General features: G+C 47.8%; 20 protein-coding genes. 15 read left to right on the top strand and 5 right to left on the bottom strand.

Annotated features, from left to right (window positions below):
* Positions 1-2: 2 nt before the first annotated feature.
* The 6 genes from HMPREF9473_RS19895 (at position 3) to HMPREF9473_RS19870 (ending at position 6,603) form a co-directional block, all read left to right on the top strand.
* On the top strand, positions 3-974 hold the full coding sequence (locus HMPREF9473_RS19895) for a phosphotriesterase family protein (protein ID WP_006782007.1): 972 nt from the start codon (positions 3-5) through the stop codon (positions 972-974).
* Between the two features lie 11 nt (positions 975-985).
* Positions 986-1,735: a creatininase family protein gene (locus HMPREF9473_RS19890; RefSeq protein WP_006782006.1), complete on the top strand. Its 750-nt coding sequence runs from the start codon at positions 986-988 to the stop codon at positions 1,733-1,735.
* Positions 1,726-3,303: a xylulokinase gene (locus tag HMPREF9473_RS19885; protein ID WP_187388720.1), complete on the top strand. Its 1,578-nt coding sequence runs from the start codon at positions 1,726-1,728 to the stop codon at positions 3,301-3,303. Before HMPREF9473_RS19890 ends, HMPREF9473_RS19885 begins: the two co-directional genes overlap by 10 nt.
* Positions 3,304-3,393: 90 nt before the next feature.
* Complete coding sequence (locus HMPREF9473_RS19880) at positions 3,394-4,593, top strand: M20 family metallopeptidase (RefSeq protein ID WP_006782004.1); 1,200 nt, start codon at positions 3,394-3,396, stop codon at positions 4,591-4,593.
* A gap of 91 nt (positions 4,594-4,684) precedes the next feature.
* A complete protein-coding gene (locus HMPREF9473_RS19875; protein ID WP_034859659.1) occupies positions 4,685-5,788 on the top strand; it encodes an alanine racemase in 1,104 nt (367 codons plus the stop codon).
* 77 nt (positions 5,789-5,865) lie between these two features.
* Positions 5,866-6,603, top strand: a complete 738-nt coding sequence (locus HMPREF9473_RS19870; RefSeq protein WP_006782002.1) for an MBL fold metallo-hydrolase — start codon at positions 5,866-5,868, stop codon at positions 6,601-6,603.
* Positions 6,604-6,842: 239 nt separating this feature from the next.
* Here HMPREF9473_RS19870 and HMPREF9473_RS19865 read toward each other — a convergent pair whose 3' ends face one another.
* Entirely contained in the window at positions 6,843-7,712 is an 870-nt protein-coding gene (locus tag HMPREF9473_RS19865) for a helix-turn-helix domain-containing protein (RefSeq protein ID WP_006782001.1), read from the bottom strand.
* Positions 7,713-8,006: 294 nt separating this feature from the next.
* Here HMPREF9473_RS19865 and HMPREF9473_RS19860 point away from each other — a divergent pair, with 294 nt between their 5' ends.
* The 8 genes from HMPREF9473_RS19860 to HMPREF9473_RS19825 are packed head-to-tail and all read left to right on the top strand — an operon-like array spanning position 8,007 to position 17,142.
* On the top strand, positions 8,007-9,242 hold the full coding sequence (locus tag HMPREF9473_RS19860; RefSeq protein ID WP_006782000.1) for a mandelate racemase/muconate lactonizing enzyme family protein: 1,236 nt from the start codon (positions 8,007-8,009) through the stop codon (positions 9,240-9,242).
* Positions 9,243-9,263: 21 nt separating this feature from the next.
* Complete coding sequence (locus HMPREF9473_RS19855) at positions 9,264-10,520, top strand: lactate racemase domain-containing protein (RefSeq protein WP_006781999.1); 1,257 nt, start codon at positions 9,264-9,266, stop codon at positions 10,518-10,520.
* A 12-nt stretch (positions 10,521-10,532) separates the two neighbouring features.
* Positions 10,533-11,762: a lactate racemase domain-containing protein gene (locus HMPREF9473_RS19850; RefSeq protein WP_006781998.1), complete on the top strand. Its 1,230-nt coding sequence runs from the start codon at positions 10,533-10,535 to the stop codon at positions 11,760-11,762.
* A gap of 28 nt (positions 11,763-11,790) precedes the next feature.
* Positions 11,791-12,774: an ABC transporter permease gene (locus HMPREF9473_RS19845; RefSeq protein WP_006781997.1), complete on the top strand. Its 984-nt coding sequence runs from the start codon at positions 11,791-11,793 to the stop codon at positions 12,772-12,774.
* On the top strand, positions 12,767-13,639 hold the full coding sequence (locus tag HMPREF9473_RS19840) for an ABC transporter permease (RefSeq protein WP_006781996.1): 873 nt from the start codon (positions 12,767-12,769) through the stop codon (positions 13,637-13,639). The genes HMPREF9473_RS19845 and HMPREF9473_RS19840 overlap by 8 nt, the downstream gene beginning before the upstream one ends.
* Before the next feature lie 5 nt (positions 13,640-13,644).
* The gene (locus tag HMPREF9473_RS19835) at positions 13,645-14,631 is read left to right on the top strand and encodes an ABC transporter ATP-binding protein (protein ID WP_006781995.1); all 987 of its coding nucleotides are present in this window, start codon (positions 13,645-13,647) and stop codon (positions 14,629-14,631) included.
* Positions 14,628-15,575 carry an ABC transporter ATP-binding protein gene (locus HMPREF9473_RS19830; protein ID WP_006781994.1) on the top strand — a complete coding sequence of 316 codons (948 nt, stop codon included), beginning with the start codon at positions 14,628-14,630 and terminating at the stop codon, positions 15,573-15,575. The genes HMPREF9473_RS19835 and HMPREF9473_RS19830 overlap by 4 nt, the downstream gene beginning before the upstream one ends.
* A 28-nt stretch (positions 15,576-15,603) precedes the next feature.
* Positions 15,604-17,142, top strand: coding sequence for an ABC transporter substrate-binding protein (locus HMPREF9473_RS19825; protein WP_006781993.1), 1,539 nt, complete (start codon positions 15,604-15,606; stop codon positions 17,140-17,142).
* A 90-nt stretch (positions 17,143-17,232) separates the two neighbouring features.
* On the opposite strand, the gene HMPREF9473_RS19820 is transcribed toward HMPREF9473_RS19825, so the two are convergent.
* From HMPREF9473_RS19820 to HMPREF9473_RS19805, 4 genes are read right to left on the bottom strand one after another with little or no spacing between them, the layout of a single operon-like run.
* Entirely contained in the window at positions 17,233-18,738 is a 1,506-nt protein-coding gene (locus tag HMPREF9473_RS19820; protein WP_006781992.1) for a polysaccharide biosynthesis protein, read from the bottom strand.
* Between the two features lie 58 nt (positions 18,739-18,796).
* The gene (locus HMPREF9473_RS19815; RefSeq protein WP_006781991.1) at positions 18,797-19,627 is read right to left on the bottom strand and encodes an HAD family hydrolase; all 831 of its coding nucleotides are present in this window, start codon (positions 19,625-19,627) and stop codon (positions 18,797-18,799) included.
* Positions 19,628-19,647: 20 nt separating this feature from the next.
* On the bottom strand, positions 19,648-21,285 hold the full coding sequence (locus tag HMPREF9473_RS19810) for a sulfatase-like hydrolase/transferase (RefSeq protein WP_006781990.1): 1,638 nt from the start codon (positions 21,283-21,285) through the stop codon (positions 19,648-19,650).
* Positions 21,286-21,329: 44 nt separating this feature from the next.
* Positions 21,330-22,889, bottom strand: coding sequence for a sulfatase-like hydrolase/transferase (locus HMPREF9473_RS19805; protein ID WP_006781989.1), 1,560 nt, complete (start codon positions 22,887-22,889; stop codon positions 21,330-21,332).
* A 204-nt stretch (positions 22,890-23,093) separates the two neighbouring features.
* Between HMPREF9473_RS19805 and HMPREF9473_RS19800 the strand changes: the two genes are divergently transcribed.
* Positions 23,094-24,599: a sulfatase-like hydrolase/transferase gene (locus tag HMPREF9473_RS19800; RefSeq protein ID WP_006781988.1), complete on the top strand. Its 1,506-nt coding sequence runs from the start codon at positions 23,094-23,096 to the stop codon at positions 24,597-24,599.
* The last annotated feature ends 52 nt before the right edge of the window (positions 24,600-24,651 follow it).

Genomic DNA, 24,651 nt, shown 5'->3' with positions numbered 1-24,651 from the left:
TCATGAGTTTTGTGAGATTACTGACGGGCGATATAGCGCCTGAGTCCATGGGATTTACCTATTCCCATGAGCATATTGTGTGCCGTCCGGCGTACTGGGTGGAGCGGGGGCAGGAGGATTTGCTTCTGGACGATCCGGTGAAGAGCGAGGAGGAGGTGCGGCTGGCGAAGCTGGCCGGGGTGGATACCATTGTGGATGCCACGGCCATCGACTACGGGCGGGACCCGGAGGCGGTGCATCAGATATCTCTGCATACGGGAATGCAGATTATCGGGACGGCTGGATTTAACAAGGGATTTTTGTGGGATGCGAAGATGCCGGGGGAGGAGCGGACTTACCGGGAGTGGATTGACAAGTCCTCGGTGGAGGAGCTGACCCGGTTTGTGATTGATGAGGTGGAGGTGGGAATGCAGGACACCGGAGTGAAGGGCGGACAGGTGAAGTTCGGAACCGGTTACAACAGCATTTCCCCATTGGAAATCAAGACCATACGGGCCGGGTGCCGGGCCCATCTGGAGACGGGGGCGCCGGTTCATTCCCACACGGAGGCCGGGACTATGGCTCTGGAGCAGATGAAGTATATCCGGGAGGAGGGGGTGGATTTGTCCCATGTGAGTTTTGGACATATGGACCGGAATCCGGATACCTACTACCATTTGAAGATTGCGGATACGGGGGCATTTCTCTGCTTTGACGGGATTGCGAAGGTGAAATATAATCCGGAATCGGTGAGAATTGGCTGTATTCTGGAACTGGCGAAGCGGGGGTATCAGAAGCAGATTCTGGTCAGCGGGGATACGGCCAGGAGAAGCTATTACAGGAGTTATACGTATGCGCTGGGATTACCTTATATTAAGGAGGTCTGGGCGGAGAGACTGGTGGAGGAGGCGGAGATGGCCGGGCTTGACGGACGGGCGCTGGTGCAGGATATCTTTGTCAACAACCCGAGACGGTGTTTTACATTCAAGAAGTGAGGTGGAGTGGGATGATGTATGCGGATTTGAATCAGAGAGAGGCGGCGGAGCTTAAGGATCGGGAACTCACGGCGATTCTGCCCATCGGGGCCACGGAGGTCCATGGGAATCATCTGCCGCTGGGGACGGATACGTTTCTGGTGGACGCGCTGGCGAAGAAGGTGGAGGAGCGGCTGGGGGAGGAACACTGCGTGATTCTTCCCACGGTTCCCTACGGCCAGGTGTGGTCGCTTGGGAAGGCGCCGGGGAGTATCCATATACCGGATGAGCTGCTTGCCCGCTTCCTGGCCCAGATTGGGTTTGGAGTGTGGCAGGCGGGAATCAAGCGGATGGTGATTTTGAATACCCATGTGGGAAATGCGGGGACGATGAAGGCGGCGGCCAGGATTTTGTATGACGAATGTCCGCTGAAGGTGTATCTGTTTACGTATCCGGGGGCGGATGAGACCATAGGACGGGTGTGTACGGCGCCGCTGCCACATAAGGGGTATTTCCACGCCTGCGAGATTGAGACGTCGTATATGCTGTATCTGTGCCCCGATAAGGTGCGGATGGAGGAAGCGGTCTGCCAGTATCCGGAGTTCCCGGAGGAGTTTGATTATACGCCGACGCCGTGGACGGATCTTATGGATGTGGCGGTGCTGGGAGATGCGACCCAGGCGACGGAGGAAAAGGGACGGGAGATTATTGATGGTGTGGTGGAGACGATCTGTGGGATTTTGAGAGGGGAAGGAAATGAGTCATGCGAGACATGCCGTTGATGTTAGCGATTGATTTGGGCTCTTCGCAGTTAAAGCTGTTGGTGATGGATGAGAATGCCCGGGTGAGGGCGGTTGTGACGGAAGGTTATCCGACGCTGACTCCGGGGCCGGGGTATCTGGTGCAGAGGCCGGAGGACTGGAGGAAGGCGCTGGAGCGGGGATTTGCGCGGATGTCGGAGCTGGTGGAACTGGCAGAGATTGAGGTGGTGTCCTTTTCCGGGCATATGAGCGGTCTGGTGATGGTGGACGGCGAAGGAGGAGTGTTGTATCCCTGCGTGATGCTGTCGGACTGCCGGAGCGGGGAAGAGTGCCGGATTCTGGAGAAATGTGTGGGGGATGAGATAAGAAGGATGAGCGGGAATCCGGTGATTGATGCGTTTTCGCTGCCGAAGCTGCTGTGGATGAAGAGGAATGAGGGGGAGATTTACAGGAGAAGCAGGTGGTGGGTATCACCGAAGGACTGTGTGAGGTTTTGGTTTACGGGGAAGATGGAGACGGAGTATACGGATGCGTATAATTCGCTTTGTGTGGACAGGAGGACGGTGGGCGGATGCTGCGAGAAGGAGGATGAGACCGGCGGGGGAGACGGATGGAAGGCATGTGCGGAAGCTGGACAGAAAGCGGGAGCCGGCGGGTGGTCGGAGGAGATGATCCGCCAGGCGGGGCTTGATGTGGAGAAGTTTCCGGAGATGCATGGGCCGGTGGAGATCGCCGGGAAGGTGACGGATGAGGCGGCGGCTTCGTTTGGGCTGAAGGCCGGGACGCCGGTGGTGTATGGCGGGGCGGATATGGCCTGCGGTGCGGTCGGCAACGGACTGTTTGAGACGGGGGATACCACGCTGACGCTGGGGACCTGCGCCACGTTTTTGTCCATGGTGGAGAAGGAGCAGGCGGAGGCGTTTGGGAAGGTGACGTTTCACATGCATGTGCTTCCAGGGCAGGTGTATGCCCTGGGGTCTCATTTTAATGGGGGACTGGCGGTGAACTGGTTTTCGAAGGCATTTTCCAGGGACGGACAGGTGGATTATGAGTTGGTGAGGGAAATGGCCGGGGAGGCGGCGAAGGTGGCGCCCGGATGTGATGGGGTGATGACGGTGCCGTTTCTGGCGGGCAGCGGTTCGCCCTATTTTGATTCCAGGGACAGACAGAGTGTGATTGGAATTGACGCTTCCGTCGGGAGAGGGAAGCTGTTTCGCAGCCAGCTGGAAGGAGTGGCGTTCAATCTGAGGCAGACGCTGGAGGTGTTTGGGCGGATGCAGCAGGGGAATGAAAAGCCGATTGTGCTGGGCGGCGGAGGCATCCGGGTGAGCGTCTGGCCGCAGATGATTGCGGATGTGTTTGGGAAGCCGCTGCTGCTGGCGGAGAATCCGGACGCATCGGCGGTGGGAGCGGCACTGATAGGCGGAGCGGGAGTCGGGATATTTGATGATTTGAAGAAAGCGTCCCGAATGGCGCTTCGGATATCGGAGCAGGTGGTGCCTGTGGAGGAGAATGTGGCGGTTTATGAGGAATGTTACCGGAGGTTTTTAAGGGTGTATGAGGTGTTGGGGGAGTTGAAGAGGTTGTGAGGATGTGGGGATGGATGAGAGACGGGTAAGGGGCAGATGTGGAGCAGATGAGTGACGGATAAAGGGTAATTGTGAGACAGAGAATAGGTAGTGAAGAGACAGAGAGAAAGTGTGGATGAGATGACCGGCCTGGATATTTTGAGAGATTTGGTTTCGATTAATACGGTGAATCCGCCGGGGAATGAGAGGGCGGCGGCCGTTTATTTGAAGGAGCTGCTGGAACCGGCGGGGTTTCTTTGCAGGATTCAGGAGTTGGGGGATGGGAGAGCCAACTTTATCGCGCAGCTGGGCCGGGAAGATGGTGTGGAATTGATTTTTAACGGACATCTGGATGTGGTGCCGGCCGTGGGACATTGGGATACGAACCCGTTCGAGCTTTGCGAGAGCGGGGACGGGAAGAAGGCCTATGGACGGGGCGTCTGTGACATGAAGGGTGGAGTGGCGGCCATGTGCCGGGCGGCCCTGGCGATAGCCAGGGCCGGAGGCCCGGAGCGCGGGATGCTGAAACTGCTGTTTGTAGCGGATGAGGAGGACGCCAACCGGGGCACCAGGGCTTATCTGCGGGATATTTGGGATGTGGAGATGGGGGATGGAGACGGGAAGAGCGATCCAGTTTATGCGGTGATTGGCGAGCCCACGAATCTGGAGGTGGCGGTTGCCCACCGGGGTGTGGCGAGGAGCTATGTGGACATTCGCGGGGCGGCCAGACATGCGGCTCTTCCGGAAGACGGCCACTCCTCCATAGAGAAGCTGCCGGATGTGCTGCGTACCATCTCGGAGGTAAACCGGGAGTTGGGGAAACGGACCCACCCGGTTCTGCCGCCGCCTGGCATTTCCATAACGATGGTGGATGCCTACGAGAAGGACAATGTGGTGCCGGGAAAAGTCCGTCTTCTCACGGATTTCCGGATTCTGCCGGACATGGGATACGGGGAGGCGGAGGAAATTCTTCGAAATGCCCTGCACGGGGCGGGAATCGAGCATGTGGAGATTCGGAACCATTTTTTTATGCCGGGAGGAGAAATCAGCCCGGACGACGAATTTGTAACACGCTGCTGTGAGATTGCCGGCCGGATGGGGGATAGAACGTCGGAGCCACAGGCATTTGACGCGTCCTGCGAGCAGTGTTTCCTCATGGAAGCCGGTGTGAAAGCCGTGATTCTGGGTCCCGGCAGTCTGGAGCAGGCCCACACCAGGAATGAATTTCTGGAGGTGGAGCAGCTGGAGCGGGCGGCGGTTATCTATGAAGAGATTGCGCGGGAGATACTGGGAGTGGCGCATTTGGAATAAACAGATATGTTAAAAAAATAATGAGCCCGTGAGGAAAAAAGTAAGAGAAGGGACAATGTGGGCGAGGGAGCAATGTGAGAGAGGGAGAACAATGGAAGAATTAAAAAATACCATATGGGACCTGCCGACGCCGGCAGTGACGGTGGATTTGGATATCGCGGAGCGGAATGTAAAAAAGATGGCACAGGAGGCGGTACAGCACGGGCTGGCCCACCGTCCTCACATCAAGACCCACCGCTCAGGATATTTTGCACAGATGCAGATAAAGGCCGGGTGTACCGGGATTACCGCCGCAAAGCTGGGCGAGGCGGAGGTGATGGCCGACGACGGTATCAACGACATTTTCATAGCTTATCCCATCATCGGGGAAGACAAACTGGAGCGCCTGGTGAAGCTGCACCGGCGGGTAAAGGTTTCAACGATTGTCAACAGCGTGGAGGGCGCCAGAGGTTTGAGCCGGGCGTTTGATGCAGCAGGGAGAACCATCCAAGTGCTGATTGAGATTGACGGCGGGCTGAACCGGGGCGGCGTGAAACCGGAGGCGGCGTTTAAATTTGCGGAAGCGATACGGGATTTGCCGGGAATCGCCATCGTCGGGCTAATGTATTATGGAGGACTGATTTACAACAGCCACAATATAGACGAGGTGGAGGAATACACAAGGAGAGAGCGGGACTGCCTGGTTCAGACGGCCAGCCAGCTGCGTGACCACGGCTTTTGCATGGACGTTCTCAGCGCCGGCTCAAGCTACTCAGGAAAGCGTCCGGAGTTTCTGGAAGGAATCACGGAAATCCGGAGCGGTCATTACATATTCAATGACTGCGGCCAGCTGGATATACATCTGGCGGAGCCGGAGGATTGTGCGCTGACGGTGATAACCACAGTGGTCTCCAAGCCGGACACCCATGTGGTCATCTGTGATGTAGGTACCAAGTCACTGACCAGCGACGCCTGTCATTACCGTAAGGGATATGGATATGTGATAGGACACCCGGATATGGAAATCTATGCGCTCAACGAGGAACATGCCTTTCTGCGCTGTGAGGAGGAAAATCCCCTTCAGATAGGAGATAAAATTCAGATAATCCCGAACCACGCCTGTGTGGTGACCAATCTGGCGGAAAAGGTATATGGCATGCGGAACGGTGTATTTGAACGGGTGATTACTGTGGATGCAAAGGGAAAGAGTGTCTGAAGGCGTTTTACCGCCATGCAAAGACAATGAATATCTGACGGCAATGCCGTAATTTGACAAATATGAGGTGAAAACGCATGAGAATTCATGAGAGAATACAGATTATCGGCTCAGGTAACAGCGGTTTTTCCATCACCCATCCCGACGACTGCACCATATACCTGCTGGAAACCGAAGCCGGCTGCGCAATGATTGATGCCGGGTGCGGAATACAGACAGAGTTGATCATACAGGAACTGGCAGCCGCCGGCCACCAGCCAGAGGATGTAAAGTCCATCCTATTAACCCACGGCCACGGAGACCATGCAGGAGGCGTGGCAGAGCTTTCGGAGCGATGCCGTGCAGATGTATACGCCCTGCCGGAGACCGCCCGTTACGTAACAGAAGGCGATGAAAAGTCCCTGTCCGTGGATAAAGCCATTGAAGCCGGCATATACGACGAAGACTTCCACATCCGCCCCTGCCCGGTGATACCACTGCCTGACGGCCAGACCCTGCAGATAGGTGATTTGGAAATCCGGGCCAGACTTATGGAAGGCCACTGCTCCGGCCACGGCTGTTACGAGGTACAATTGGGCGGCCAGACCGTCATTTTCTCCGGAGATTCCGTCTTCTGCGGAGGAAAAATCTCCATCCAGGCCATTTGGGACTGCGATCTACAAAAATACATAGAGACCTGCCAAATGCTGGAACGCCTACACCCCGACGTTCTGCTTCCATCCCACGGAGGAATTGCGCTGAACCGTGGTAGGAAGCAGATTGAGATGGCAATGAGAAAAATCAGAGAACTGAAACTGCCGGAGAATTTGGAGTAGATAGACTGTAAATGCTGGTCTTCTATGATAATTTTTGGACTGAAAGTCATTGCTGGTACTTTCAGCCCTGATTTATTTATAATAGCACATTCTGTTGATGAGTTTAGTTTTTACCACACTCAATGGTCAGAACCTATACTCATACAGAATCTTACATTGGTCGCATTTAGTATTGTTTAAAAATAGGTTTCTGCTGTCAATTGTGACAGTAGAAACCTATTTTTTTATTAAGCTATATATTAACAGTCGTAATGCATATATTTTTGTGGAGAACTTCCGGTTACGGAAACAAAGGCTTTATAGAAAGTATTGTAGTTAGTAAATCCGACAGCCATATAAATATCAGATAGTTTTACCTCTTGTTCCATCATGGACTTGGCGAGACTGATTCTTCTATTAGTGACATACTCCTTGATAGACATACCGGAACCAGCTTTGAAAATTCGACAAATGTAGGATGCAGAAACGAAAAAAAGCTCAGAAAGTTCTTTGATAGAAAAGTTACGGGTGATATTAGCATTTATATAGTTTAGTACATCGTAAAATAAAGAGTTAGGTATAGGCTCTGATTGTTGTTGTTCCTTTAATACGGCGGATTGAATATTTTGTTGGTAAAATTCGTAATTCAACATAACCAGTAATTCACAGAAAGTGCTATTCTCAAGAACGTCACTTCCAAAGCCATTATAACTATACATTTTTCGAGTCAGATAGTTAAATCTTTTCAGTTGTTCCTGAGTTAAATGAATACGCGGATGATAAATATTATGATTTTCGAAACAGGTTGCTAAATTTAAATTTTCAGTAGAGTAATATTGTAGAAAAGCAGGATGAACCATAATACTTAGATGTTTAAAGCACTTAGTATCTGGGTTCGTGATATGATGTTTTTCATTTCGGCTAATGAAAAATACATCTCCTGGTAAAATATCATAGAGTTTATCATCAATAAAAAATTCTTTTCCGCCAGAGAAGAATAAATAAATTTCATGACAATCGTGAGAATGAATTTTTTTTGGAGTTTCGAAAGAAATCAATAAGGAACCGGAAAAACGTTTCGTTTTCATACAGTATTCAATGCGTTCGGATAGGTCAAAAAAAGCCTGCATTTTAAAAATCCTCCCTAGTCTCTTTTTAGTGGATTATATCAGACTAGTTCAAAAATAGCAAACTTTTGTGTTATAGAGATGATTGAATTTGGATAGGCATAAATGTTAAAATGGTGCAAATGAAGGGATTAAATAAAAAATAAATGTTTATTTTGAACAAAAAATAAGGAGGTAACAATAAAAAATGCTCTTATTAATGAAAACAGTCAGGCTTCTAAAAATGAACCGCAGAAATAAAGATATTGCTGCGCATTTGTAAAAAGTCTGATGTAATTTAATACAAGGAGAAAGAATATGAAGATAACACGAGTAGATGTTATAAAAGTTGACACAGGTATCAGTAAATCCATCGGCTGCCGTGTCTATACAGATACTGGTATTTATGGAGACGGTGAATGTTCACTTGCAGTCGGTGCAGGTGCAGAGGCTGCCGCTGCTATGATTGCGCGATTGGCAAAGTTTATTATTGGAAAAAATCCGCTGCATACAGAGGCAATTTGGGACAGTCTATTGCGTTTGCAGTCAGTATTTTGGGGGCAAAACGGTGGCCCTATTGTGTATGGTGGTATGAGCGCGCTGGATATTGCATTATGGGATATAAAAGGGAAGCATTATAAGGCTCCTATACATACATTATTAGGTGGTAGAAAGCGTACAAAACTTCGCGCATATGCAAGCCAGCCTCAATTTGGATGGGGCGATACGTTTACCTTGGCGAAAAATCCTAAACAGTATGCAGAGTTTGCTAAAATGGCGATTGATGATGGATTTGATGCTGTAAAATTAGATTTTCTTTGGGGGACACCTGAATATAAACTAAAAGGTTTATTGCCTTCTAAATTTTGGAATGAAACGGAAAAGAAAGTAAATGCCGTTAGAAATACATTAGGCGATAATGTGGACATTATTATTGAAAATCATGGAACAACAGATTCTATGAGCGTTATGCAGATGCTGAAAATGGTAGAGAAGTATCATATCTTTTATTTGGAAGAGCCAACGATTCCAGATGCAAAGCTGGCAAAATATATTAGTGAAAATACTTCGATTCCTTTGGCCAGTGGTGAGCGGATTCAGACCCGTTGGCAGTACAAGCCATATTTCGAATTGAATGCACTTAGTATTATTCAGCCAGATGTGGGTACTTGCGGTGGAATTACGGAAGCGAAACGCATTTGTGATATGGCTTATGTGTACGATATTGGAGTGCAGATGCACAATTGTCACAGTGCAATTACACAGGCGGCAACGCTGCATATTGAAAGTGCTATTTCAAACTTTGTTATTCATGAGGACTGTACACGCAGCGGCCGTATAGAACAGAAATTAAAGAGTGGGGAACCAGTATGCAACAGAGCATTTGCTGCAAAAGAAGGGGTTTTGATTGCACCCGATGATTTTGGCTTGGGTGTTGAATGGACAGAAGCAGCAATGGAACATGGTTTATATGCAACAGTAATAGAACCTGAAAAAGAACTTATGGGTGTTGGCACGTTAACATCTATGGATGCAACCGTTTACGGCGATTAAAAATAATAGGAGGTATTGAATATGAAGATTACATTACAGCAGAACAAGTGGCATGGTGACCAGCCTGTGGATATTTTATTACCTGATGACTGGGAAATTATACACGAAACAATGGTTTGCGATAAGAAGCCTGCAATGGATTATGATGCAATTCGCTCTAAAATAGAGAATCCAATTGGTGGTCAGCCATTATCAGAATTGGCAAAAGGTAAAAAACGTGTCTGCATTCTATTTGATGATATGTCCAGACCGACTCCCTGCCAAACTCTGGCAGAGCCAGTATTGGATATTTTATTGGAAAACGGTGTAAAAAAGGAAAACATTATTTTTATTGCCGCGACCGGAAATCATGGCTCTCTAACCCGTGAGGATTTTGCAAAAAAATTAGGTGAAAAAATAGTAACGGAATATTTTGTCTATAATCATTTTTCTTATGATAATTTGGTAAAGGTTGGGACAGCAAAAAGAGGATTTGACGTAATGGTTAATAAAGAGGTCATGGAATGTGACTTGCGTATTGGCTTAGGCGCTATGATTCCTCATGCTGCGAATGGTTTTAGTGGTGGATATAAAGTATTATTTCCAGGTGTGGCTGGAATTGAAACAATGTCGGAGATACATTCATATGCCGGTAAAGAGATGATGGAAGAGATGAAACACGGCCATTACAGTTCTCCGATGGGTAAATTACTGGACCAGGGTATGCGTTTTGAAATAGAAGAGTGTGGCAAAATGGTTGGCAATTTATTCAAAATTGATTGTTTTTTAAATACAAAGTCAGAAATAATAGATATTTTTGCGGGCGACCCAATTGATGAATATTACGAGGCAGCTAAAGTATGCAAGAGCTATTACGAAATTGAGAAGCCGGAAAAGGTGGATGTCGTTATCGTTAATTCCAACTTTAAATCGAATGAATCTAATGTGTCATATGGTGTAGCCGTACAGTGCTTTATGGATGAAAAGAATAAAAATGGAGATATTGTACTCGTAAATTTTGCTAAGTCCGGTCAAGTACCTCACTATATGATTGGGCATTTTGGAAGGACAACAAAGGCAAGACTGAGTGCAACCATTCCTGACCCAAGAGAGAATGGACTGTCAATTTACTTTTCCCCATACGGAGACAAGAGCGGGATGGATGAGATTGGCATGAATCCCGACCGGTATGTCTGGGCTAAGACATGGGATGAGGTTATGGAGCTTTTATCGAAGCATGGAGCAGGCACAAAAGCATTGGTTATTGATGAGGGCGCTATTGTCTCTTTTAAAGAATAGGAGGCATATTTGATGGAAATTTTATTGGAACAGAATATATGGGATGGACGGGAGCCTGTAAAAATTGACTTTCCGGATGAATGGGATGTTTCGCGTATTGATATTCCGGCAGATAATGAGCCGGTGTTAACAAAAGAAGAAATATGGGAAAAGCTGGAACATCCATATGGAATGCCACCTCTAAGCCAGATGGCAATTGGAAAAAAGAAAATAGGAATTGCTTTTGATGATGGCAGCCGGGGGACTCCCTGCGGTACTGTTGCTGAAGTGGTATTAGAAATTTTGCTGAAAGCAGGGGTAAAAAAGGAAAATATCTTTTTTATCTGTGCACCAGGCAGTCATGGTACCTTTGGAAGAAAACTATTTTTAAATAAGCTTGGAGAAAAGATAGTAAGTGAATATTTGATTTTAAATCACGATTGCCATGAAAATTGTACAAGTGTTGGCGTATTAAACGGTGTGGATATCAAAGTCAACAATGAATTTCTCAGTTGTGATTTGCGTATTGGCATAGGTGGTATATTCCCTCATACGATGAGTGGATTCAGTGGTGGTAACCGTTTACTGATTCCTGGTTTGTGTCATTTGGATACAATGGAAGGCATTCATAATATTGTTAACGATTATTGTGAAACAGCCGGAAATAACTTCGCATTATTGACTGGACATAAAGAAAACATGATGATGCATGAAATGATTTCTGAAATGGCTGAAATGGTTGGGGATTTTTTCAAAATAGACTGTGTCTGCAACTCAAAAATGGAGTTGGTAGGGCTGTTTAGCGGCCATGCCCTTACTGAATACGTAGAGGCAGCAGCTTTTGGTGAAAAGATGATGATGATGCCGACATTAGAAGAGCCAGCTGATATTGTGATTGCAAATAATAATGCAAAAACCAGTTATGCAGCATCTGGTTTGATTACCGGATTACCTTACTTGAAAAAGGGAGGAATGCTGGTGTTGGTCAATCATACGGAGGATGGGCAAATTCCCCATTATTTGCGGGGAAACTGGGGCGAGAATTGTCAACCTCGTATTCCGGTTGGTAATGGACTTGACTTGCCTTGCAGGGTTATCTATTTTTCAAAACATGGAGATTACAATGCCCGAAAAGCAATGCATCTGGAACATAATGATTATGTCTGGGCTAAAACATGGAAAGATGTTATGAATTTCATTACAGCTGAATATGAAAGTCCTCGAATTTGTGTTTTGACAGAAGCATCCATGGGTATAGTTTGATGAAAACTGTACTGTAAGGAGGAAAAATATGTGGAAATTTATTGTTAAAAGAATTTTATGGGTCATTCCAGTTTTGCTTGGAGCATCGCTATTGGTATTCACACTCCTCTATTTCTCGCCCGGTGACCCGGCAACTACTTTTCTGGGAATGAACGCGACAGAGGAAGAAACGCTGGAGTTTAATGTAAAACATGGATTGGATAAACCATTTTTTACCCAATATACAAATTATATTAAAGATATTGTAACGGAATTTGATTTTGGAAATTCTTATAAAAATAATGTTTCTGTATCGCAACGTATAAAGGAAACGGTTCCACTGACTTTCAAATTGGCGCTGTGTTCTGTATTAGTTATGATTTTGGTAGGAATTCCATTGGGTATCATATCAGCGTTAAAACAATATTCAATATTAGATAATATCGTTTCGGTGCTTGGTATGTTTGGTGTGTCAATGCCAAACTTCTGGCTGGGATTACAGTTGATTTTACTGTTTGCGTTGAAACTGCGCTGGCTTCCTGCATCTGGCTTCAACACCCCGGTTCAGTATATTCTGCCTTCGTTAACTCTGGGAATTGCTGCCGCTGCAAGTTTGATGAGAACGACACGTTCTGCCATATTAGAGGTTATGCGTCAGGATTACATAAAAACAGCTCGGGCAAAGGGTCAGTCAGAAGGTATCATTATCTTTCGACATATGCTTAAAAATGCGCTTATTCCGATTATCACTGTTGTTATGGCACAGTTTAGTGCATTGATGGGTAATGCGATTGTTGTTGAGTCAATTTTCTCAATTCCTGGTTTGAGTAAGATGATGATTGAAGCAGTTACAACGAGAGATTATATTGTTGTGCAGGGGGCGGTTTTAGTTATTGCATTTACATGCTGTGTTGTCAATCTTTTGATGGATTTATCCTATGCAATGATTGACCCAAGAATTAAGGCACAGTATGTTAATCAAGGTAAAAAGGCACGTTATAAACGCAAGGAGGTAGTAAAACAGAATGAGTAAGAATACAAATTCAAAAGCTAGACAAAGCAGCCAGCTTTATGAAATATGGAAACGATTCTACCGAAATAAACTAGCTCTTTTAGGCATGATTGTGTTAATTCTGTTTTTCTTAATGATTTTATTTGAAAATCAGATTGCCCCGGAAGGTGTCAATGACCAGAAGGCGGGAGAAGCATTGCTGGGACCCTGTGCCAAATATATTTTTGGAACAGACCAGTATGGCCGTGATATTTTTAGCCGAATCATTCATGGTGCGAAATACACATTGGCAATGGGAGCTGGCGCAACATTGATTGCGGCGGCGATTGGAATTCCACTTGGATGTATTGCCGGGTATTACGGTGACAATGTCGACAACATTATTATGAGGTTGATTGATATTTTTGCTACAATCCCAATGATGTTAATGGCAATCGTAATGGCAGCAGCATTTGGTAGCGGTGTTATTAATACGGTGTTTGCTGTTGGTTTGTCCTGTGCTCCACTGATTACCCGTGTAACACGTTCTTCCATTATGAGTGTAAAAAACCAGGAATTTGTTGAGGCTGCAATATCTAATAATGCCTCGGATAGAAGAATCATTTTTCTATATCTCCTTCCAAATGCAATGGCGCCAATCATTGTTCAGGTTACATTGTTGATTGCAGGAGCTATTCTTGCAGCGTCTTCGCTAAGCTTTCTGGGGGTGGGATTAAAACCTCCAACACCGGAATGGGGGGCAATACTTTCATCTGGAAAAGAATACATGCGAAACTGTTGGTGGATTTGTACAATACCAGGTGTATTTATTGCAATGGCTGTATTAGCGTTCAACCTTTTGGGTGATGGCTTGCGAGATGCACTTGACCCAAAATTAAAGAGGTGATACATATGAGCAACGATAACGTCATTCTTCAAATTGATAATCTGCAGGTACAGTATGAGACAGATGCAGGGGTTGTAAAGGCGGTCAATGGAGTATCGTTTTCTCTGAAAAAGGGGAAAACAATTGGTTTGGTTGGAGAAACTGGCGCTGGAAAGACAACAATTGCGTTGTCTATTATGGGATTACTGCCCACACCGCCTGCAAGAGTCACAGAGGGCAGGATACAGTTTGATGATAAAGACTTGTTAAAGATGAAAGAACGGGAAAGACGTAAAATCCGTGGAAAATATATTTCTATGATTTTTCAGGATCCAATGACTTCTTTGAATCCGATTGAGCGGGTTGGTGACCAAATTATGGAGGTTATTCGTATTCATGACAAGATTTCCCGAAAAGAAGCGCAGGAAAAAGCTGTAAAAATGCTGGAAATGGTTGGAATACCAGGGGAACGATTTAACGAATTTCCTCATCAGTTTTCTGGTGGAATGAAGCAGCGTATTGATATTGCAATTGCTTTGGCCTGCCAGCCGGAATTACTGATTGCAGATGAACCGACTACGGCTTTGGATGTTACAATACAAGCACAGGTTTTGGATTTAATCAAGGAATTGCAGAACAAACTTAATACTTCGGTTATTCTAATCACGCATGACCTGGGGGTTGTAGCACAAACCTGTGATCATGTAGCAGTAGTCTATGCAGGAGATATCGTTGAGATTGGGGAAGCAAAAGATATTTTTGATGAAACCATGCATCCATATACGAAAGGATTGTTTGCTTCATTACCTAATATAAAAACGACCAGTAAACGGTTAACACCGATTCCAGGGATGATTCCTGACCCCTGTGAGCTTCCAGGCGGATGTTCCTTTGCTGAACGGTGTCCATATAAAGATAGCAGTTGTGAGAAAAGTAAGCCCAGTATGGTAGAGGTTTCCGAAGGACATTTCGTAAGGTGCTGTAAGGTAAAAGAAATGGGGGCGGATGGATGAAATCTTTAATTCGAACAGAGGGTTTAAAAAAATATTTTGAAACGCCGAATGGAACACTTCATGCAGTTGATGGTATCAATATAGAAATAGAGAGAGGCCAGACAATGGGGATTGTTGGGGAGTCTGGCTGCGGTAAATCGACACTTGGACGAGTTATGATTCATCTGCATGGAAGTACAGGTGGAAAGCTGTTTTTTGAAAATCAAGACATTACGAAAGTGAATAAAGAGCAGCTGCGAGAGCTGCGAAACAATATGCAGATGATTTTTCAGGACCCGTATGCTTCTGTCAATCCTAGAATGCCTGTCAGCACTTTGATTGCAGAACCATTGCGGATTGCCGGAAATATGTCACAGAAGGAAATTGCAGAGCGGGTTGATTATTTGATGGAAATGGTTGGCTTAGTCCCCAGGCTTCGGATGTCATATCCGCATGAATTGGATGGAGGACGCAGGCAGAGAGTCGCGGTAGCTCGGGCAATAGCCTTGGAACCTAAATTTATTGTCTGCGATGAACCGGTTTCTGCATTGGATGTTTCTATACAAGCGCAAATTTTGAACTTGTTACAGGATTTGCAGGATAAATTAGGATTGACTTATATGTTTATCACTCATGACCTTTCTGTTGTTAAGTATATTTCCCAGAACATTCTTGTTATGTACCTGGGGCAGGAGGTTGAAAAAGCCGATTCAGAAGAATTGTTCCAAAATCCGTTGCATCCATATACAAAAGCTCTGCTTTCTGCTGTCCCGGTTGCAGATATTCATTATAAACGTGAACGAATTGTTTTGAACGGAGAACTAACTTCCCCTATTAATCCGGCTCCAGGATGCCGTTTTGCTTCCAGATGTATTTACGCAACGGAAAAGTGTTTCAGTGACAGTCCTGAAACTCACGAAGTATCACCTGGCCATCATGTGGCTTGTCACCTGTTTTCTAATTGATAAAGGAAATTAAAAAGGAGAATTGGCTATGAAAAAACTGGTTACAATGATTTTGTGTATTTCATTAATGGTCTCTTTAGTCGCGTGTGGCTCTGGTGGTACAGATACTGCGGGTCCCACAAAAGAAGTATCTGAAAATAAGACAACATTAACGGTATCAATTCCTACGGATCCTGGCACATTCTATCCATATTATATGTTGTCTGGTGTTGGCCGGGCATTATATACTCCTGTTTATGAATCTCTATTTATTTATGGAGAAGATACAACTCCTGAAGCATGTCTGGTCGATTCTTATGAAATTGATGATGATGGTATGGGAATTACTTTAAATTTACTTCATGGTGTTTTATTTCATGATGGTACAGAAATGAAAGCGAATGACGTAATTTTTTCTATTAACTGTCTGAGAGACAGTAACTGGGCAACTAATATTGGTGATATCAATATGGATGCAAGTTATGCAGTTGATGATTATACGGTTTATTTAAAATATAATTCCGTACAAGGTCCTTTGCTCTATATGCTATGTAATGTATATGTTATCAGTGAGAGTTACATGTCAAGTATTAATGAAGATGACTGGACTTATAATTGCATAGGAACTGGTTCTTATAAATGGGGAGAATATTCTGCTGGGTCGGAATATCATTTGGCAAAATTTGAGGGTTATCGAGATGAAAAATCGCTGGAAGAAATTATCATTAAAATTATACCTGAAAGTTCTGTACAGGCAATAGAACTGGAAACTGGTTCAGTCGACCTTGCAATGGGGATTTCTTGGGGGGATATTGCTTCCTACTTGGAGGACGAGAGTAATGGTTTTACTGCTACATATGGTGCTGCAATTGCAAGTTTTGCTATGACTGCTTCATTAGCTTCTTCACCTATGGATGATCCTAATGTTCGCCTTGCATTTGCTCATTCAATTAACCTGGATTCTGTTAATTCAGTTGTATTTTCAGGTCAGGCGACACCTGCAACCAATATTTATGCATATGGGATAGATGCCTGGAAAGAAGCTGATAATCAGCATTCTTATAATCCGGAATATGCAAAACAACTTTTGAAAGAAGCTGGATATGCAGATGGGGTAACGATTGATTTGTATGCTCTCAATACTACGGTTGGCTCACAAGCTGCAGAGATTATCGTTGGTTCATGTGCAGAAGCAGGTATTACGGTTAACGTGATTTCTTGTGACTCATCTACACTTTTAAGCTATATGACGACAGGAGCTCCTGGTTTCTATTTACAGACATTGTATACGAATGGTGACCCTTATCTGATGTTGAATTCTTTTGTAAGTTCTTTCTATGCAGAATATTTAGGTTATAAAAATGATGATGAGTATGCAAATGTAGCCTCTATGTATACAGACGCATTATCAATCATAGATAGTGAGGCAAGAAATGAAGTTTATCGTGAAATAATGCAATGCGCATATGACCGCTGCTATACGATCTCACTGGCAGACCTTTCTGATGTTGGTGTTCATTCCAAATCCTTGAAAGGATTCTGGATGGGCGGGCCTGCATACCATTATGAAGATTGTTACTGGGAATAGAATAAATGATTTTGAGGCTGTCGCATTATTTAGTGCGGCAGCCTTTTCGCTTGTATTGGAGAATTTGTGATACCCCCCGGCAGAGCCACGCTACCTCTTCCGATGAAACAAAAGCAGCAGCCCGCCATAACAGAAACTGATAAGCAGAATATCCACCGCGGTCATCAAAAATGAGCCGCTCCCCGCATTTCCCGGCATAAATATTCCTACGGCGTAATAAATTCCGATGGACACGAGGAGTAGGCAGACCGGTTTGATTATCATATTCAGCGCATCCCAGGAAAACGAGACTTGTTTTTTCAGCGAGTACAGATGGAGGCAGGCCAGCAGCAGTTCGCTTGCCAGCATTCCGGCCAGATAGGCTCTGATGCCGAATCTGGGGATGCCAAAGAGCACGAAGGCCAGTCTCAGCAGCAGGGCGGTCACATTTTGCAGGAAGGTGGTTGTGGTTCTGCCGAGCCCGTTTAAAATGCTGCCCATGGTGGTAGCCAGGTAGAGAAAGGGGCAGAGCCACGCCAGCGTTTGGATGAAGGAGCCGGCGTTGGGGTCATGGAAGACGCTGGTGCCAAGACTATCCCCAAACAGCGTGAACAGCCCAATGCAAAGAATCCCCATATAAAGGCTGTAACGCAGCGACATGGAAATAGTTCCGGCGATGCGCTTCTCATTCCCAACCGCCTGGGCCTCCGCCACGGTGGGAAGAAGCAGAACCGACATGGAGTTGGTGATGGTGGACGGAAACAGGATAAACGGCAGCGCCATACCGGTGAGGACGCCGTAAATGCTGAACGCCTCGGAGCTGGTCAGCCCAAACGCGTTTAAACTGCTGGGAATCCAGATGGCTTCGGCGCTGGCCAGAATATTCAGCACCAGCCGGTTGCCCATCAATGGCAGCGCCAGCGTCATCAGCGGGGCCGCGGTAAGGCTGAAATCCTTAAAAAAGGAGGTGCGGCCTCCACGCCCCTGTTTCGAGGACAGTCCAAAGGCCAGCATTGTGTAAAAGCAGGCCGCAATTTCCCCGATCAAATGCCCGGTCACCGCCAGCTGCACCGTGATGGCCCGCCCGGCTTCCAGATAGATATCCGCAATCAAAAACACCGCGCCCATCCGGATCACCTGCTCAATCACCTGGGAAAATGCGGGCACCTTCGTCTTCTGTATCCCGTAATAATATCCGTTAATACAGGCATGAATCGCCGAAAACGGCACCGATATTGCCATAAACGGCAGCAGCGGCGCACACCGCTCCTCCAGCAGTATGTACTTGGCAATTGGCAGCGAAAACTGGCAGATGAGAAACGAAAGCGCCACCGAAATCGTCAGCGAGATGGCCAGCCCCGTGCGGAACACCGCCTTCCCTTTCTCGGTGTTAGCCGCGACAAACCGCGACACCGCCGTCTGGATGGAGCCGGCGCACAGGGCAAAACAGATGCCAAAGATAGGATGGACCATATTGTAAATGCCCAGTCCCTCCGCACCGATGGTTCTTGATAAAAAAATCCGGTAAAAAAATCCTAAAAACCGTGTGAGAAACCCGGTCATGGTAAGCAGCAGCGTGCCGGTGATAAGCGTATGCTTTTTGAAAAAATCGGTCATGAAGACTCCATAATATGGAATTATTATAATATATTTTGGTAATATGGAAATATGCTTATCATAAAATCCCCAGGTTTCTCTTCATACCATTCAGCAAATTCAATTGCAATTCCACCGAAAATCCATTGTGAAAAAATTTCGTCAGATAACTGTTCGTGAGCTGCTGCCATGAGGATTCCTCCTTGCCGGCAAGAATCGGATAGAACCAAACCTGATTCTGGCTGGCCGCGTCGTAATCTCCCGGTGCATCTCCGACCATCAGCACGTGGTCCGGCTGATACCCCATCTGAAGTATTTTCTTGATACACTGCGCTTTGCTTCCGTCACTCTGGGAAAAAATGCGGCTGACATCGTTCAGCAGTCCGCCTTGCTCCCATTCCGTGCGGATTGCCTCTGCGTTGGCCGAGGAAACGACGGCAATATCCGCCTCCTGGCGGATGGTTTTCAGGCATTGGGGAACCGGCGAGAAGGGAGCGGGAGTGGGAAGCTGCCCAATCAGTTCATTGACCCGCAGAGACCACCTCAGGGCTTTCTCAAACATGCAGTTAGTTTCCGTGGAGGAGCAGACCGCCCGGAGGGCATCATTGGACAGTTCCGGCGCGATCTCGGTCCAGGCGATAAAACGCTGTATATCAGATGCCGGGCCGGCGGAAGGGAGTTCCTGCAACAGGAGAGCCAGACCCTTAAACCGGTTGATACCCCGGGTGGAGGAATAGAGATTGATTTCATTCCAGCGCTTTAAAATAGATTCCTGTTCTTCTTCCAAATGCCAGACCTCGATAAAGGCCGGACCGAAACACCGGATATGTTTTACATTCATCGAGTCGATGGCGCAGCCGTCGGAATCGATGCATATCAGATAATTTTTACGTTCCGTAGTAGTTTTCATGGGGATTCTCCTTTTTCTCCTTATTTGTTTTTTGCAGAATTCGTCTCCTGCTGCTTTCGAAGCTGGCGGCAGTACTCCTGGGCGGGAAATAATCCCATGCCGTGTTCAATCCTGGAGCGCACCTCTTCCTCATGCCCGGCGGGGCAGAGCCGTTTCACTTTTTCCCATACCATCTGCCGGCTGAAACGCTCGTCTGTGGTGCGGGGCACGATGTCACAGGTATCCTGATACCAGGAGAGGAGACTGGCCGTCATTTGCCCAATCACAGTTTGATATTCCGGTTTATCCACCAGATTGACGGTCTCGCCGGGGTCAAGTTCCAAGTCATAGAATTCACTGGCACCATTGCTGCGATAGACATATTTGTATTTATCACTGCGTATCATGGTGCCTTTTGCGTGGGCATCGTCATTCCACTGTGCGGCGTAGCGGGGCCAGTAGATGATATCCCTACTCCGTCCCTCGTCATCAGGATTGGCGCCTTCCCTGCACTGGATTTCATCGGCGCGCCGTCCTCCCTCGCAGCAGACAAAGGAGCGAATCTGCTTTTGCCGGTCGGCGATAACCGGCGCCAGGCTTTTGCCAAAATGGTCGTGGGCTGGGGAGGTCCCGGCAAAATCAAGGGCGGTGGCGTAGAAATCAACCAGCTCTATCAGGCTGTCCGTGACGCCGCAGTCCAGTTCATAACCCTTTGGTGGCTTTACCAGGAATGGCACGTTGGTGAGGCAGTCTTCAAAGGTATTCTGCGTTTTCTCCGTCAGGCCGTAGTCGCCGGTGTAATCCCCGTGGTCGCTGAAAAAGAAGATGGCGGAGTTGTCATAGATGCCCGCCAGTTTCAGCGCCTCACAGAGACGTTGAAACTGGGAGTCGATTTTCATACACATTCCCAAATACACGGCCCGCAGCTCCTTCCAGTCGTCCTCGGTGTAGGTCTGCATATTCTGATAGGTTCGAATTAGCTCCAAAATCAGCGCCTTCCCCCTGGTGTCCTCCGCCCGGATTCTGTCAGGAAGAAGGGTACGGTCGATAGCCGAGAAGTAGGGCTCCTCAATCTGGTAAGGCGGATGGGGGTACATGGTCCCCAGAAAGAGACATAGGGGCCGCTCATCCACCGGATGGAGAATGCGCTCGATGGCGGCATCCAAATCTTCGTCGTCACCGTTGTAATTCCGGCCGTGTTCATCCAGCTTTAACTCTCCCGTATAAAATGAATAAAAATTTTTGTCCCCGCGCCCGCCGCGGATATGCTCGTGGACGGGGCCTGGCGCCGGTTCAGCGTTGCCGCCATAATAAAGCTCTGTGACATGAGATGCAATCTGCCCGGGAATCTGCTCGGCGACAAGGTCATTGCGGGCGTTGGACCACACGTAGTAGCCGTCCTCCTTCAACTCTTTGAGAAGGGAAGTCTCCTGGGTGTGAAGCAGATGTCCCATGGTGCGGTGCCCTCCCACGTGGGGATAGAGGCCGGACATAAAGCTGCAGCGGCTAGGCACACAGACTGGATTCTGACAGAAGGCGTTGCGGAAGGATACGGCCTCCGTCTGGGCGAAGGAATCCAGAAACGGGGTTATAGCTGCCGGATTTCCCAGATGGTGAAGAGCATCCCTGCGCATCTGGTCCGGGTTGAATATGATAATATTTGGTCTTTTTTTCGTCATGTCTGTCCTTTCCTGAAACTGTTTCCATTCATTCATTTTATTGTTTAATTGAAAAAATGATTTTCAAAATTCATGGAAGACTCAGGCGGCTTCTTTCGGGAGAAAGCAAGGGAGAACCCTTCTTCCGTCCGCTGTCTGGCCAGCTGAAGCATTTCCCTGCTTGCACGGACCGGGTCCTTTCCCGGGATCAGGCTGGTGCCGTCGCTGAAGCCCTCCGGGCGGCCTGCAAGTTCCCGTATCAGCAGAAAGCGCCAGCGGATTAGCTCGTCCTGATAGGCCGGGAGCCTGGATAAGTCCTGCAATTCCTGGTAATCGGTGCTTATCTGAAAGAGCTGTTCCGCACCGCTGGTGTCATACCAGATATATTTCATAATCCCGTCCGTCAGGAAATGGGAGCCCTTCTCGTATACCAGATTCGGCTGCTGGGAGATGGGCTTCTGTCTGGCGGAAAACATCAGCTCGTGGAAGCATTCCCCGTGAAGGAAGGAGCGCCATTGGGTATCCGTCTCTCCTCTCAGAAGGGGAGCCATGCTTTTCCCGTCAACCGTATCCGGGATTGGCAGCCCGGCTAAATCCAGAATTGTGGGCATGATATCGTGCCAGCCCACAGGGTTATGGATTTCCTGGCAGTCGGGGATATCCGGGCCCATCATCATAAATGGGATGTGAACGGCGCCCTCATAGGGACGGCTCTTCTGATAGAGATAATGGTCTCCCAGCATTTCCCCGTGGTCGGATGTGAAGATGACGTAAGTGTTGTCCAGTCTCATAGCCCGTTCCAGAAGGCGGGAGGTCTGACTGTCCAGAAATGCTATGTTGCCATAATACCCGGCCCTGGCGGCCCGGAGTTCCTCCCCCTGAAGATGAATATAGCGGGACATCACATTGCCGTTGTTCACAGGCGGGACATCCCAGGGGGCAATCCACGGCTCGTCCAAATCTGTGCGGTTATAGTAGCGGTTAAAATACTCTGCCGGTGGATTGTGGGGAGAGTGGGGGGCATAGTAACCGACAAACAGCAGAAAGGGGCGGGAGGCATCCCGGTTGTCCAGAAAATCGATGGCCCGGTTTGTCGCCCATTTGGTCTGATGGAAATGGTCAGCCAGATGGAAGGGGCCGGCCGCCCGGGAATTGTTGTGGGGGCCGTTTCCGTAGTAACCGCCGCAGTCCTCCGGATTGTGGTCCTTTAAATATTTGAAAAAGGCATCCCCGCTGTCCTTTCGCTCGGAGCTGGGGTCACCGGGAAGATAGTACTCGAAGCCGTAGGAGCAGGAAGCCGGGTAGGTGTGCATGGTTCTTCCCACCAGAGCCGTCTCATACCCGCCTTTCCGCATCTCCGTGGGGAGCGTGTGCTCCAGTGGAAGATAGGGAATGCCGGTGTTGGAAAACAGACCGTGATGCTCCGGGGTCTGTCCTGTCAGAAGTGATAACCGCTGGGGAATGCAGACCGGGCAGGTGGCGTAGCAGCTGCTGAAATTGGCGCCCTGCCATGCGATGGAATCAATATGGGGAGTATAAATCCCCTCCCTGCGCCCGGATGCCCCCACACAGTCGTAGCGCAGCTGGTCGGCATGGATAACGATAAAATTGGGACGTTGTGGCATAAGACATTTCTCCTTTGTTTTTGATATCCCAATTATAGGAAAAAGACGGAGAATACGTTATGATGATTTTTGGTTGGATTAGTAGAATTTTGTTTTTTAGAAATCCAAAAATGATACAAATGAAAGACAATATTATTATAATGAATCAAAAAGAAATCTGCGAAAATAGAAGAAAATGTTAATGGAAGAGAGGAGAGAAAAATCATGACAGAAAAACAACCAGATATCATGATATACATGAGTGACCAGCACGGCGCCGATTTTTGCAGCTGGGGGAGGGTAAAGGTGGACACGCCGGTTTTGGAGGAGATGAGGGAGCATGGAACTTCCTTTGACGCGGCCTATACGCCATGTCCGCTCTGCGTCCCGGCCAGAATGTCGATGATGTCGGCAAAACTGCCATCCAAAACGGGGGTTTACGAGAATGGATACACCTTATCCAATCTGACTCCCTGCTTTACCCATGCATTGGCGGCAGCCGGGTATGAGACGGTGTTAGTGGGACGGATGCATTTTATTGGCGGGGACCAGCGCCACGGATTTACCAGACGGCTGGCGCCGGATATCACACCAGTCAGCTGGAAGAAGCCGTTTGGGGAGATTGTGAAGGAGAGGGGCAGAACGGTGGCCGCCTTTTCCTCCAAAGGTGCAGTGAAGCTGGCCGGCGCCGGGGTATCCATAGTGTCGGATTATGACAGGATGGTTGTCGAACATGCACTTCAATATTTGAATGAGGAGCACAAGAAGCCGCAGTTTATTCTGGTGGGAACCTTTGGCCCACATTTCCCCTATATCACGGATGAGGAGATGTACCGAAAGTACTATGAGCGGGTAGGGGAGCTGGGATATCTGTATCAGGAACAGATGCCGCAATTTGTGGGTCAGCTGCCGATGCTTGAAGAAAAGGTGAAGGGCAGTGAGGTGACGCCGGATATTGCAAGGGGATGTCTGGCCGCATACTGCGGGCAGATTGAGGTGATGGACAGACAGGTAGGGATTCTACGGGAAAAATTCCGGGAGTTTACGGAAAGAAGGGGCAGAGATTCCGTGTTTGGGTATCTCTCGGACCACGGGGACATGGCGGGGGAGAAATATATGTACGGTAAGCAGACATATTTCGACAAATCCTCCAGAATACCGATGATTTTTGAGGGAAGCCGGATATCTGGCAACCGGACGATAAAAAGTCCTGTCAGCCTGATGGATGTGGGGCCTACTGTGTGTGACATGGCTGGGACCTCCTTTTCTATCGGTGATGGAATTTCTCTGAAATCCTGCATGGAGGATGGAAAAGAGGGGGCAGATTCGGAGCGTGTGGTGGTGAGCCAGCTGGTGGATATGGTGGATGGACGCCCCTGCGCCAGTATCATGCTCCGCTATCAGCAGTACAAATACATCCTGTATCACGGGTATGAGGAGCAGGCGTTGTTGTTTGATTTATCATGTGATGGGGAAGAGAGACACAATATTGTGAAAGAACATGAGGAACTGGCCGCATGGTTTTGTCAGATGGCATCACAGCTGGCCGATTTTGACAGAATGGAGAGAGAATATTTGGAGCACCGGCGGGATGCAAAACTGTTCTGTGCGTTTGAAGCGGAAACGGGACTGGATGATTCGGAGCGCTGGAAGGACAACGCCCCGGAGACGACGGGAGCATTGTCCATCACGGCGGTAGACTGCATTGAGACGGTTAACCGGGCGTGGTAAAACAGGCACGATAGAGGCAGAGCAGGAAGCTTCGCTCACCGCTGTCATGGCC

It is taken from the genome of Hungatella hathewayi WAL-18680, from assembly GCF_000235505.1.
Lineage (GTDB): Bacteria > Bacillota > Clostridia > Lachnospirales > Lachnospiraceae > Hungatella_A > Hungatella_A hathewayi_A.
Note: the sequence above shows the minus strand (reverse complement) of the source record. Positions and strands in the feature narration are given on the sequence as shown.

What these genes read in the sequence shown, in the direction of transcription:
- HMPREF9473_RS19895 (WP_006782007.1), top strand. Translation starts at nt 3, where the DNA reads ATGAGTTTTGTGAGATTACTGACGGGCGATATAGCGCCTGAGTCCATG.
- HMPREF9473_RS19890 (WP_006782006.1), top strand. Translation starts at nt 986, where the DNA reads ATGATGTATGCGGATTTGAATCAGAGAGAGGCGGCGGAGCTTAAGGAT.
- HMPREF9473_RS19885 (WP_187388720.1), top strand. Translation starts at nt 1,726, where the DNA reads ATGCCGTTGATGTTAGCGATTGATTTGGGCTCTTCGCAGTTAAAGCTG.
- HMPREF9473_RS19875 (WP_034859659.1), top strand. Translation starts at nt 4,685, where the DNA reads ATGGAAGAATTAAAAAATACCATATGGGACCTGCCGACGCCGGCAGTG.
- HMPREF9473_RS19870 (WP_006782002.1), top strand. Translation starts at nt 5,866, where the DNA reads ATGAGAATTCATGAGAGAATACAGATTATCGGCTCAGGTAACAGCGGT.
- HMPREF9473_RS19865 (WP_006782001.1), bottom strand. Translation starts at nt 7,712, where the DNA reads ATGCAGGCTTTTTTTGACCTATCCGAACGCATTGAATACTGTATGAAA.
- HMPREF9473_RS19860 (WP_006782000.1), top strand. Translation starts at nt 8,007, where the DNA reads ATGAAGATAACACGAGTAGATGTTATAAAAGTTGACACAGGTATCAGT.
- HMPREF9473_RS19855 (WP_006781999.1), top strand. Translation starts at nt 9,264, where the DNA reads ATGAAGATTACATTACAGCAGAACAAGTGGCATGGTGACCAGCCTGTG.
- HMPREF9473_RS19850 (WP_006781998.1), top strand. Translation starts at nt 10,533, where the DNA reads ATGGAAATTTTATTGGAACAGAATATATGGGATGGACGGGAGCCTGTA.
- HMPREF9473_RS19845 (WP_006781997.1), top strand. Translation starts at nt 11,791, where the DNA reads ATGTGGAAATTTATTGTTAAAAGAATTTTATGGGTCATTCCAGTTTTG.
- HMPREF9473_RS19840 (WP_006781996.1), top strand. Translation starts at nt 12,767, where the DNA reads ATGAGTAAGAATACAAATTCAAAAGCTAGACAAAGCAGCCAGCTTTAT.
- HMPREF9473_RS19835 (WP_006781995.1), top strand. Translation starts at nt 13,645, where the DNA reads ATGAGCAACGATAACGTCATTCTTCAAATTGATAATCTGCAGGTACAG.
- HMPREF9473_RS19830 (WP_006781994.1), top strand. Translation starts at nt 14,628, where the DNA reads ATGAAATCTTTAATTCGAACAGAGGGTTTAAAAAAATATTTTGAAACG.
- HMPREF9473_RS19825 (WP_006781993.1), top strand. Translation starts at nt 15,604, where the DNA reads ATGAAAAAACTGGTTACAATGATTTTGTGTATTTCATTAATGGTCTCT.
- HMPREF9473_RS19820 (WP_006781992.1), bottom strand. Translation starts at nt 18,738, where the DNA reads ATGACCGATTTTTTCAAAAAGCATACGCTTATCACCGGCACGCTGCTG.
- HMPREF9473_RS19815 (WP_006781991.1), bottom strand. Translation starts at nt 19,627, where the DNA reads ATGAAAACTACTACGGAACGTAAAAATTATCTGATATGCATCGATTCC.
- HMPREF9473_RS19810 (WP_006781990.1), bottom strand. Translation starts at nt 21,285, where the DNA reads ATGACGAAAAAAAGACCAAATATTATCATATTCAACCCGGACCAGATG.
- HMPREF9473_RS19805 (WP_006781989.1), bottom strand. Translation starts at nt 22,889, where the DNA reads ATGCCACAACGTCCCAATTTTATCGTTATCCATGCCGACCAGCTGCGC.
- HMPREF9473_RS19800 (WP_006781988.1), top strand. Translation starts at nt 23,094, where the DNA reads ATGACAGAAAAACAACCAGATATCATGATATACATGAGTGACCAGCAC.